7 protein-coding genes are annotated in these 11610 nt (G+C 63.8%); 1 reads left to right on the top strand and 6 read right to left on the bottom strand.

Annotation, left to right across the window (positions count from 1 at the left end; translation table 11 throughout):
* From HX823_RS30945 to lexA, 6 genes are all read right to left on the bottom strand, one after another.
* A partial coding sequence (locus tag HX823_RS30945; protein ID WP_177078428.1) for an excinuclease ABC subunit UvrA occupies positions 1-2429 on the bottom strand: 2429 nt, incomplete at its 3' end.
* Entirely contained in the window at positions 2426-4138 is a 1713-nt protein-coding gene (locus tag HX823_RS30940) for an ATP-binding protein (protein WP_177078426.1), read from the bottom strand. The genes HX823_RS30940 and HX823_RS30945, both read right to left, overlap by 4 nt.
* A 109-nt stretch (positions 4139-4247) precedes the next feature.
* Complete coding sequence (locus tag HX823_RS30935) at positions 4248-7340, bottom strand: error-prone DNA polymerase (protein WP_371317995.1); 3093 nt, start codon at positions 7338-7340, stop codon at positions 4248-4250.
* On the bottom strand, positions 7316-8728 hold the full coding sequence (locus HX823_RS30930; protein WP_038850827.1) for a DNA polymerase Y family protein: 1413 nt from the start codon (positions 8726-8728) through the stop codon (positions 7316-7318). The genes HX823_RS30935 and HX823_RS30930 overlap by 25 nt, the downstream gene beginning before the upstream one ends.
* Before the next feature lie 7 nt (positions 8729-8735).
* Positions 8736-9350 carry a translesion DNA synthesis-associated protein ImuA gene (gene imuA, locus HX823_RS30925; protein WP_177078422.1) on the bottom strand — a complete coding sequence of 205 codons (615 nt, stop codon included), beginning with the start codon at positions 9348-9350 and terminating at the stop codon, positions 8736-8738.
* Positions 9350-9967 (bottom strand): transcriptional repressor LexA, encoded by a 618-nt coding sequence (gene lexA / locus HX823_RS30920; RefSeq protein ID WP_016980373.1) that lies wholly within the window; start codon positions 9965-9967, stop codon positions 9350-9352. The genes imuA and lexA overlap by 1 nt, the downstream gene beginning before the upstream one ends.
* 201 nt (positions 9968-10168) lie before the next feature.
* Between lexA and HX823_RS30915 the strand changes: the two genes are divergently transcribed.
* Positions 10169-11610: DUF6531 domain-containing protein (locus tag HX823_RS30915; protein WP_256350345.1), on the top strand; the 1442-nt coding region annotated here is incomplete at its 3' end.

The raw sequence follows: 11610 nt of genomic DNA, 5'->3' as shown, positions 1-11610 counted from the left end.
CCCAAATCCCCCGCCCCCGGCCCGATATCAATCACCCAATCACTCTGCGCCACCACGCGCATCTCATGCTCCACCACAACCACCGTATGCCCCGCGTCCACCAAGTGATTCAACTGGCTGAGCAAGCGGTCCACATCCCGTGGATGCAACCCGGTAGTCGGCTCATCCAGCACATACAGGGTCGCGCCCCGCGCATTGCGTTGCAGCTCGGTCGCCAGCTTGATGCGCTGCGCTTCACCGCCCGACAACTCAGTGGCCGGTTGGCCCAGGCGCAGATAACCCAGGCCGATGTCCCGCAGCACCTGCAACGAGCGCAGTACGCTCGGTTGCTCGGCAAACACGTCCACCGCTTGCTCCACCGTCAGCCCCAACACTTGGGCGATGGTCAAGCCTTGCCATTTCACCGCCAGGGTCTCGGGGTTGTAGCGCGCCCCATGACAGGTCGGGCACGGTGCGTACACGCTGGGCATGAACAGCAACTCGACACTGACAAAACCTTCCCCTTCACAGTTCGGGCAACGGCCCTTGGCGACGTTGAACGAGAACTGACCGGCATCGTAATGACGCTTCTTCGCTGCCGGTGTGGCCGCGAACAGCTTGCGTACGTTGTCGAACAGGCCGGTATAGGTCGCCAGGTTCGAGCGCGGCGTGCGGCCGATGGGTTTCTGGTCCACCTGCACCAGGCGGCGGATGTGCTCCAGCCCGGCGCTGATGTGCCCGCCGCTGGTTTGCGGCGCGTCGTCTTCCAGGCTCGGTTCTTCGTCGTTTTCCACCACGCGACCAAGACCGGCGCCCACCAGCTCCAGCAGCGCCTGGCTGACCAGGCTGGACTTGCCCGACCCGGAAATCCCGGTGACCGCCGTGAAGCAGCCCAACGGGAAATCGACGTTCAGGTCCTTGAGATTATTGCGCGTCACCCCTTGCAGTTTCAGCCAGCCGGTCGGCTCGCGGCGCACTTGCTCCGATACACGCTTGTCAGCAAACAAATACTCACGGGTCTGCGACGCCTGCACCTGCGCCAATCCTGCTGGCGGGCCGCTGTACAACACCTGCCCGCCATGCTCGCCGGCGGCCGGACCCACATCGATCAGCCAATCGGCGCGGCGCATGGTTTCCAGGTCGTGTTCCACCACAAACAACGAATTGCCCGCGGCTTTCAAACGTTCCAGGGCGGTGAACAACGCCTCGCCATCCGCCGGATGCAGGCCCGCCGAGGGTTCATCCAGCACATAGATCACGCCGAACAACTGCGAACCCAACTGGGTCGCCAAACGCAACCGTTGCAACTCCCCTGATGACAGGGTTGGTGTGCTGCGTTCCAAAGACAAATAACCCAGGCCCAACTCGGTCAACGTGCTGACCCGCTCCAGCAAATCCTGGGCAATCCGCTGGGCAGCCAGGCGTTTTTCCACCGACAGTTTCATCTTGTCTTGCCCCGCCGCCACTGGCCGCAGCAACTCGGCCAATTGCGCCAACGACAACTGCGACAACTCACCGATGTCCACCCCGGCAAACTTCACCGACAGCGCGGCCTTGGTCAGGCGTTTGCCCTCGCACAGCGGGCAGGCGCTGCCCTGCATGAACTGCGAGACGCGCTTCTTCATCAGCGCGCTCTGGGTGTGGGCAAAGGTGTGCAGTATGTAGCGCCGGGCGCCCATGAAGGTGCCTTGGTAGCTCGGCTCCAGTTTGCGCTTGAGCGCGTCGCGGGTCTGTTCCGGCGTGAAGCCGGCGTAGACCGGTGCGGTGGGGGTGTCCTCGGTGAACAGGATCCAGTCGCGCTGCTTTTTCGGCAGGTCGCGCCAGGGGATATCCACGTCGTAGCCCAACGTCACCAGGATGTCGCGCTGGTTCTGGCCCTGCCACGCCAATGGCCAGGACGCCACCGCACGCTGACGGATAGTCAGCGAAGGGTCCGGCACCATCAGCGCTTCGGTCACCTCGTACACGCGGCCCAGGCCATGGCATTGCGGGCACGCGCCCTGGGGCAGGTTGGGCGAGAAGTCCTCGGCGTACAGCATCGGTTGTCCCGGCGGATAGCTGCCGGCGCGGGAGTACAGCATGCGGATCAGGCTCGACAGCGTGGTCACGCTGCCCACCGACGAGCGCGCGCTCGGCGTGCCGCGCTGCTGTTGCAGGGCCACGGCGGGGGGCAGGCCTTCGATGCTGTCCACGTCCGGCACGCCGACCTGGTCGATCAGCCGCCGCGCATACGGCGCCACCGATTCGAAGTAACGCCGCTGCGCCTCGGCATACACCGTGGAAAACGCCAGGGACGACTTGCCGGAGCCCGATACGCCGGTAAACACCACCAGGGCATCCCGAGGAATATCCACATCGACGTTACGCAGGTTGTGTTCGCGGGCGCCGCGCACGCGGACGAAACCGCTTGGCTGGGCAGTGATCGCAGGGATGTTGCGCTGTGAAGTCATGGACAACCTTGTCGGGCGGTGAGCACGCTGCGCACCCGTTGCGTCAGGGCTTCGGGGCTGTAGGGTTTGCTCAGCAGATGAATGTCGGCGCTCAGCAGATGATTGCTGGAGAGAATGTCACGGGTATGGCCGGAGGTGAACAGCACGGCAACGGGAGGATGCTGCACACGGGCCCAGTCGGCCAGGTCGGTGCTTTTGACGCGGCCGGGCATGACCACATCGGTAAAGATCAGCTCCGGCTGCAAACCGGCTTGCAGCTTGAGCATGGCCTGGTCACCGTCATCGGCCGTGAGCACGGTGTAGCCGGACTGTTCGAGCAACTCGACGACGGTCAGGCGCACGCCTTCGTTGTCCTCGACCACCAGGATGGTTTCCTGGCCGCCACTCTGGGGGATCTGGTCGATATGCACATCGAGGCTTTCCGGCTCCAGGCTGTGGGGGAAATACATCTGCACCACAGAACCCTTGCCCTCCTCGCTCCACATCTCCACATGCCCGCCGCTCTGGCGCACAAAACCAAACACCATGCTCAGGCCCAGGCCGGTGCCATGGCCTTCGCGCTTGGTGGTGAAGAAGGGTTCGAACGCGCGTTTCAGCGTGGACTCGGACATGCCCACTCCGGTGTCGATGACCGCCAGGCGCACATATTCGCCGGGCTTGATGCTTTTGCCCGCGCAGTCGTCGGGGTTAAGGATGATGTTCTCGCCAGTGATACGGATCACGCCCTCGCCCTGCATGGCGTCCCGGGCGTTGATCGCCAGGTTGAGCAGCGCATTTTCCAGCTGGTTGCGGTCGACGTTGATAAACCAGGAGTCCTGGGGCAATTGCACATCAATGTGGATGGTTTCCCCCAGCGCCCGTTGCAGCAGTTCGCCAAGCCCCGCGTAGATGCGTTGCGGGTTGTACACCGCTGGTGACAAGGGTTGGCGACGGGCAAACGCAAGCAACTGCGACGACAGCTTGGCCCCACGCTCCACCGCCGCAATGGCCGCGGCGACACGGCGCTGCACCTGGGCGTTGTCCGGTTCGTGGCGGGCCAGCAAATGCAGGTTGCCGGCGATCACTTGCAGCAGGTTATTGAAGTCGTGGGCCACGCCGCCGGTCAGGCCGCCGATGGCTTCGAGTTTCTGCGACTGACGCAGTTGGTCCTCGGCAGCGGAGCGCGCCTGCACTTCAGCGGCGACCCGTTGCTCCAGGTTATGCGTGAGTTCCTGGCGCACCTGTTCAGACTTCACCAGCTCGGTGGTCTCCACCACAATCGCCAACACCCCGGCGGGTTGCTGGTTGTCGCCAGCGACCGGGCTGTAATACAGGTCCAGCCACACGGTTTCCGGCCTGCCGTTGCGCAACAGCACCAGGTCCTTGTTGTTGAACGACAGGGTGCCGCCAGCCAGGCAAGTGTCCATCACATGACGATTGAATTCGGCCACTTCCGGCCAACCCAGCTCTACCGGCGTGCCCAGCAGGTACGGGTGACGGCCACCGGCAAACGCCGAGTAGCTGTCGTTGTAGATCATATAGCCCCATTGGCCCCACAGCATCACCATGGGCACGGGTGACGCCAGCATCATCTGCACCGTGCAGGTCAGGCTGGTGGACCATTGGTCGATAGGACCCAGGTCGGTGGTCGCCCAATCGAACGCACGGATCCGCTGGGCCATTTCACCGGCCCAGCCTTCACAGCCGTGGGGATTGGATAAGAATTGCATCATTGAACTCTGCGCAAAGAAAAGACAGCCGCAAAATTTGGAGCGCACCAGGGCCGGATGGTTTCATCTTGTATAACTTAGGGGGTAATCACCGCAGAAGCCACTGGCCCTAATGAAAATCCCGGCTGCGCACCGTGATGCCTTCCAGTAACGGCGTCAGGTCGGTGAGACGCCCGGCGATCAGGTGCCGCACTTCGCCCACCGCTTCCCAGCGGCCGTCCACTTTCAGCAACCGCGAGCCGACCAATGCCTGGCGTTGACGCTCAGCCAGGTCACGCCAGACCACCACATTGAGGTTGCCGAATTCATCTTCCAGGGTGACAAAGGTCACCCCGCTCGCCGTGCCCGGACGCTGACGACCGGTGACCAGCCCCGCGACGCTGACATTGCGCCCATGCTCCACCGCCATCAGCTCCTGGGAACTGCGGCAGCGCCGCTTGCGCAGTTCCGCCCGCAACAACGCCATTGGATGCGGGCCCAGGGTGGTGCCGACTGTGGCGTAGTCGGCGTGCAGGTCCTCGCCCACGGTGGGCGTCGGTAACTCCACCACAGCTTCGTCCGGGCTTGGCAGGCCGGCAAACAGCCCGAGTTGCTTGTGTACGCCGGCCACTTCCCAACGCGCCGTGTGCCGGTGGCCGGCCAGGGCGCGCAAGGCGCCGGCATCCGCCAGCAGTACTTGGGCGCGTGCATCCAGCCCGGCACGCGCGTCCAGGTCGGCAATATCGCTGAACGCCCGGCGTTGACGCGCCGCTTCGATGCGCCGCGCGTCTTCTTCGCGAAACCCCGCGATCATGCGCATGCCCATGCGAATCGCCGGCTGTGCGCCGTCGATCGGCTCCAGGCTGCAATCCCAGTCGCTGGCCTGCACGTCCACCGGGCGGATCTGCAAGCGATGGCGCCGCGCGTCTTGGAGGATCTGATCCGGGCTGTAGAAACCCATGGGCCAGCTGTTGATCAGCGCACAGGCAAACGCCGCCGGCTCATGGCACTTGAGCCAGCAACTGGCGTAGGTCAACAAGGCGAAACTGGCCGCGTGGGACTCGGGGAAGCCATAGCTGCCAAAGCCCTTGATCTGCTCGAAAATCTGCGCGGCAAAGGCCTCGGTGTAACCGTTTTTCAGCATGCCGGTGCGCAGGCGCGACTGGTGCGGTTCCAGGCCACCGTGGCGTTTCCAGGCGGCCATGGAACGGCGCAACTGGTCAGCTTCGCCGGGGCCATAATCGGCGGCGACCATGGCGATCTGCATCACCTGTTCCTGGAACAGCGGAATGCCGAGGGTACGTTTCAACACCACTTCCAGTTCCGGCGAAGGATAAGTGGTTGCCTCCTCCTTGTTCCGCCGTCGCAAGTACGGGTGCACCATGCCCCCCTGGATCGGCCCCGGCCGCACGATGGCGACCTCGATCACCAGGTCATAGAACGTCTGCGGCTTGAGCCTGGGCAACATCGACATCTGCGCCCGCGACTCGATCTGGAACACACCGATGGTGTCGGCCTTGCTGATCATCGCGTAAGTGGCCGGGTCTTCCTTGGGCACCGACGCCAGGCTCATGTCACGGTTGCGATGGCGGCGCAGCAGATCGAAACAACGACGGATAGCGCTGAGCATGCCCAAGGCGAGGATATCCACTTTGAGCAGGCCGACGGCGTCGAGGTCGTCCTTGTCCCACTGGATGATGGTGCGCTCGGCCATGGCGGCATTTTCCACCGGCACCAGGGTGTCCAGCGGGTATTCGGAAATCACGAAGCCGCCAGGGTGCTGGGACAGGTGCCGAGGGAAGCCGATCAATTGCTGGGTCAGCGTGAGCACGCGGCGCAGGATCGGGCTGTCGGGGTCGAAGCCACCTTCGCGCAGGCGCTCCAGCGGAGGCGCTTCGTCACTCCAGCGCCCGCAGCAGTCAGCCAGGGCGTTGATCTGGTCTGGCGGCAACCCCAAGGCTTTGGCCACATCGCGCACCGCGCCGGACGCGTGGTAACTGCTGACCACCGCCGTCAGCGCCGCGCGGGTGCGACCGTAACGCTGGAACACGTACTGCAGCACTTCTTCGCGGCGTTCGTGTTCGAAGTCCACGTCGATATCCGGCGGCTCATTGCGCTCCCTGGAGAGGAAGCGCTCGAACAACATGCTGGTCAGGCTCGGGTCGATCTCGGTGATGCCCAAGGCAAAACACACCGCCGAGTTGGCCGCCGAGCCGCGTCCCTGGCACAGGATCGAGCGGCTGCGGGCGAACTGCACAATGTCGTGCACCGTGAGGAAGTAGCTTTCGTAACCCAACTCGCTGATCAACTCCAGCTCGCTGTCGATCTGCTGCAAGGTCTTGGCGTCGACACCCTGCGGCCAACGTTTGGCGATGCCTTCTTCGGTCACGGCGCGCAGCCAGGATTTGGCATTGTGGCCGGCAGGCACCAGTTCGCGCGGATAGTGATAGCGCAATTGGCTGAGGTCAAAGGTGCAGCGGCGGGCAATAGCCTGGGTTTCGTCGAGCAACGACGCGGGATACAACGCTCCTAACGCTTCCAGGCTGCGCAGGTGCCGCTCGCCATTGGGGTGCAGCCGCGTACCGGCTTCGGCCACCGGTACATGATGGCGGATGGCGGTCATGGTGTCTTGCAGGGCGCGGCGGCCGCGCACATGCATGTGCACATCGCCGCAAGCCACTGCCGGGATGTGCAGGCTGGCAGCCAATTGCAGGCGTTGTTCCAGATAGCGAGCATCGTCCTGGCCGCAATGCAGGTGCACCGCCAGCCACAGGCGTTGCGCGAAGGTCCGGCACAGCCATTGGACGTCGGCCTGGGTGTCGCTGTCTTCGGCCACCCACAGCGCCAGCAGGCCGGGCAGCGGTTGCTCGAAGTCCTCGCGCAGCAGGCGATAGCGGCCTTTTTCGGCGCGCCGCCGGGCCAGGGTGATCAAGCGGCACAGGTGCTGGTAGCCGCTGAGGTTTTCCACCAGCAGCACCAGTTTCGGACCGTTGTCGATGCGCACCTCGCTGCCGATGATCAACGGCAACTCCACCGCCTTCGCCGCCTGCCATGCACGCACGATGCCGGACAAGGTGCATTCGTCGGTGATCGCCAGGGCGCTGTAGCCTTGGCGCTTGGCGCGCTCGAACAGTTCCAGCGCACTGGAAGCGCCGCGCTGGAAGCTGAAGTTGGACAGGCAGTGCAGCTCGGCGTAGCTCATGCAAACCAGCCCTGCAGCCACAAGCCATCGCCCTGCCCCACGGTGCGAAAGGCCCAGCCTTGCTGACCGGCGCGGGTCTGGATCAAGTAGTAGTCGCGGCGAACATCGGCGCCGTCCCACCAGCCGGACTCGATGCGTTCCGGGCCCATGAGGATCTGCACGCCCTGCTCGCCCAGCAAGGTCGGCTCGCTCAGTAGCCAACCGGGGCGCTGCACTGTGTTCAAGGTTGGGCACGGATTTTTATCCGCCGTCGCTTGCCAGGCGCATTCGGGGCGGTGGTCGGCGTGAAAGCGCAGGCCCTGCACCGCCTCATCACCCAAGCGGGCACGCAGGCGTTCGCGCAGTTGCTCCCAGGGCAGGGTTTGCTGCGGGCGGTCGTCGAACAGGTCCTGGCGCTGGGGCACAAACACCGGCAGGTCCTGGGCCACCAGGCGAAAGCCGCGTACCGGTGAAGTGACTTGGACTTGCTCCAGTCGGCCCCGGGCCAATTCAAACAGCATCGCCGGTTCACGCTCAGCACTGAGCAGGCCGACCTTGATCACGCTGTCGGGCGCCTGGGCGTGTTCCAAATGCAGGTCGAAACGCTGCACGCCACTGTCGCGGCCACACAGGAACGCGGACAGATCGCCCGTCAAACGCCTTAACGGAAACAGCAGCGCCTGATGGGATTGCACGTCAAAATTCAGTTCGATACGCACATCGAACCGGTCTGGCGGCTGATAGAACGCCAGGCCCAGCGGCCGCTGCCCGGCCAGTGCGTCCAGGTGCTTGAGCAGGCTGGCTTCAAAGCGGCGTGCCAGGGTATGCCGAGGCAGCGCCTGCACCTGGGCCAATGTGCGCAGGCCCATGCGCGACAAGGCCGTGGCGGCCTGCGGGTCGAGGCCGGCGCGGTCGATGGGCAACGGCGCCAGGGCCTGCATCAAGCCGTCATCCTGCACCGCCAGGCCATCCTTGATATTCGCCAGCACCCGCGCCGCTACCGGGTTAGGCGCAGCGACGATACGGTGACGAAAACCCAGTTCGGTCAACTCCTTGCGCAAGCGCGCTTCAAAGCGTGGCCAAGGGCCGAACAACCCCAGGCTCGACTCGATCTCGAACAACAAGGCGCGCGGATAATACAGGCTGACCTGGGAGCTGAACTGATAGGCCCAGGCCGCGAGGAACTGCTGGTAACGCTCGATCTCGGCGGGATCGTATTCGGCGCTGGCAAAGCTCTTGGCCAGCGCATGCGCCGCCGTCAGGGATTGGCCGGGGCGCAGGCCCAGGGCGCGAGCGGCATCGTTGACGGTTTGCAGCACACGGCGTTGCGGCGTGCCGGCCAGCAAGACCAGGGGTTGGTCCGGCTCGGGATGCACACGCTGCACCCCGTCCAGCGCCAATTGCGGGAAGACAATACACACCCAGCGCATGGCAACCTCAATGCCCCGCCAGTGCAATCGGCCCCGGATGGGCCAGGCCGCCCCGGCACTTGAGCACGCGCACCTGCGCGGGTTTGGCCTCCACGGCCAGGCGCAGGGCGGCAGGTGATGAGTTGATCGCCTCACTCAAGGCACGCCAGGCAAAGGCCAGGGTCTGCCCGGTTTCCGCCGCCACCTGCAGGCGCCGCAGCGCGCGGTCATCGGCCTTGCGCGGCCAGCACAACACCGCGCCGCAACTGCCGGAACGCAAGCATTGTTCCACCGCCCATAAGGCATCGCGCTCCTCGGCCTGGATCACCGACAACAAGCGCAGGTCCACCCCGGCGTTCTGCCAGGCATGCGGATACGGCGTGTAGGGCGGCGCCACCAACACAATGCGCTCCCCCGCCTTTGACAAACGGGCAAGGGTCGGCAGCACCAGTTGCAGTTCGCCCACTCCCTCCTTGGCCATGAGGATTTCACTCAAGGCCGCCTCCGGCCAGCCGCCCGTGGGCAACACCGCATCCAGCGCCGCCAACCCGGTGGGGTGCACACTGGCCGGCGGCGCGGCAGGCCGGCCTTTCCAGACACGCCCGCCATTGAACAGCGTGTCCAGTGCAACCACGGCCCCCATCAGCCTTGCCTCACCAAGCCGCAGAACACCCCTTCGATCGCCAGGTCCTGATCGGGCCCGACCACAATGGGTTGGTACGCGGGGTTGCGCGGCAGCAAGCGCACGCTGTCGCCCTGGCGTTCGAAACGCTTGATGGTCACTTCACCGTCCAGGCGCGCCACCACAATCTGCCCGTTCAAGGCCTCGGCACTGCGGCGCACGCCCACCAGGTCACCGTCGAGAATGCCGTCCTCGATCATCGAGTCGCCCTGCACCCGCAACAGGTAATCCGGGGTTTTCGCGAAGGTCGACGGGTCCAGTTGCAGGCGGCTGTGCACCTCTGCATCGGCCCCGATGGGCAAACCAGCCGCCACACGACCGAGCACCGGCACATCCAGCCACTCCGGACGCTTAGGTTGATTGAGCAGGCGAATGCCGCGCGCCTGGTTCGGGTTGACCTCGATAAACCCGGCTTCCGTCAGCGCCAGCACGTGCTTGCGCGCCACGCTGCGCGAGGCAAAGCCGAACGCCTCGGCAATCTCGGCGAGGCTGGGAGACTGGCCTTGCTGCGCGATGCGGTCGCGGATAAAGGTCAGGATGGCGGTACGGCGGGGAGTTAGAGTCGTCATGGAGTACATTTGTACTCCTGTGGGAAATTTCTGACAATAGCCGCTAGTCGTGTAGGGGACGACAAGGTTTGTCGAAACCTCCCACATAGCTGCCGGATTAGCTCTACTCCCCTCCCCTGAAAAGGTCCGCAAAGTCCCTCGCCTGAATACACAGTGCGAGGGATTGCGGATGGCGTTATTTGTTTGGCCCCCGGTGGACGGGGCTGTCTCATGATCGAATTGACCAGCCAAACCATTGGTTATCTAGTACTGGCCACCCTGGATTCGAAAACGCGAGACGTCGAATCCGTCATCCGCGATTTCAAGCGCAGCCTCAATCACTACGACGCCTGGGCGGAGAGCTTTTTCAGCTTTTCGGCGCTGGATATCGAGCAGGTCTTCAAGGTCGGGGATGAAGTAGCACTGGTCGCGCCGATCAACCGCTCCCTGTTTCCCAGCACCACCACCGCCACCTGCCAGGCCAACGGCTCGTTGACCCTGGTGCACATGTTCCAGAGTTCACGCTTCGTGCCCATTGGTAATACGCCCGTGATGGTGCAACGCATCGACCCCAACGGCGGCCCGCTGGGTGAGCCCATTCATAAAACCATCGGCCCCAGCGGCATTCTCGAAATCACCGATTGTGATCGCAACCAGCAGTACCGAGTCAGTTTCTACCCCAACGTGTCCAAAGCGCATTTCAAGGCGCTGTACGCCTCTTATCAGGCGGTTATCGCACCGCTGGAAGGTTGGCTGCGTGCGGAATGGAGCACCACCTTTGAACCGTTGTGGAAGGGTTACTCCGAAGCCAACTTCCTCAAACGCTATCTCTCGTTGCACCAAGCCTACGCCCGCGGTTTTGGCGAGGCGCTGTATGCGCTCTGGGACAGCCTCAAGCAGCTGTTCCAGTGGCTTTCTGACCCAATGGGTTATGCGGAAAAACTCCTGCATTACCTCTCCCAGGAGGAATTCGAAAAGCTGCTGAAGCTCGGCACTGTAAGCCTCGCGAAGGGCTTGTTGGTGCTGAGCGATGAACCGCTGCTGTTCATTTATGTGTCGGCGCTGGTCAGTTGGATGCGGATGTTGCCGCCGCCTTACATGAACGAGTTGCTGGGAGAAATCAGCGCCGACGTCCTGATCAATTTGCTGCTGTGTCTCGCCACCGCCGGGATGGGGATGGCGGTGCGTTTGAGTACGAAGGTGCTAGGCGGCATCAAGTCTCAACGTGCGCGCAGGTGGTTGGAGCACATGGCTGGGCAGTTCGGGAAATTTCGTGTGGATGATCACGCGGAGGTGGCGAAGCCGATATTGCTGGGTAGCCCGGCGACGCCGATTCGGACGATTCCGGGTGTGCCGTTGAAGGCTGGGGATCAGGTGGTTTCGAATCCTGTGCCGTTGGTGCGGGACAAGGTTGGGCAGCGGACGGTGTTGGTGCGGCAGGAGGCTGTCGACGATGTGCCGGCTTCTTCTCGAAACCCGGCGGGGGATGCGGCTGCGCCTTCGGACAAGACCGTCACCAACGGCTGTCCGGTGTCGATGGTCACGGGCGAGGAACTGCTGACGCTGACCGATGGTGTGCTGGACGGGATCTTGCCGTTTGAGTGGACGCGGTTGTACCGCACCAGTGCGGTGGACGTGGATTGCGGGCTGGGATTTGGCTGGAGTCACTCGCT

Source organism: Pseudomonas sp. P7759 (assembly GCF_013386445.1).
GTDB classification, from domain to species: domain Bacteria; phylum Pseudomonadota; class Gammaproteobacteria; order Pseudomonadales; family Pseudomonadaceae; genus Aquipseudomonas; species Aquipseudomonas azotoformans_A.
Note: the sequence above shows the minus strand (reverse complement) of the source record. Positions and strands in the feature narration are given on the sequence as shown.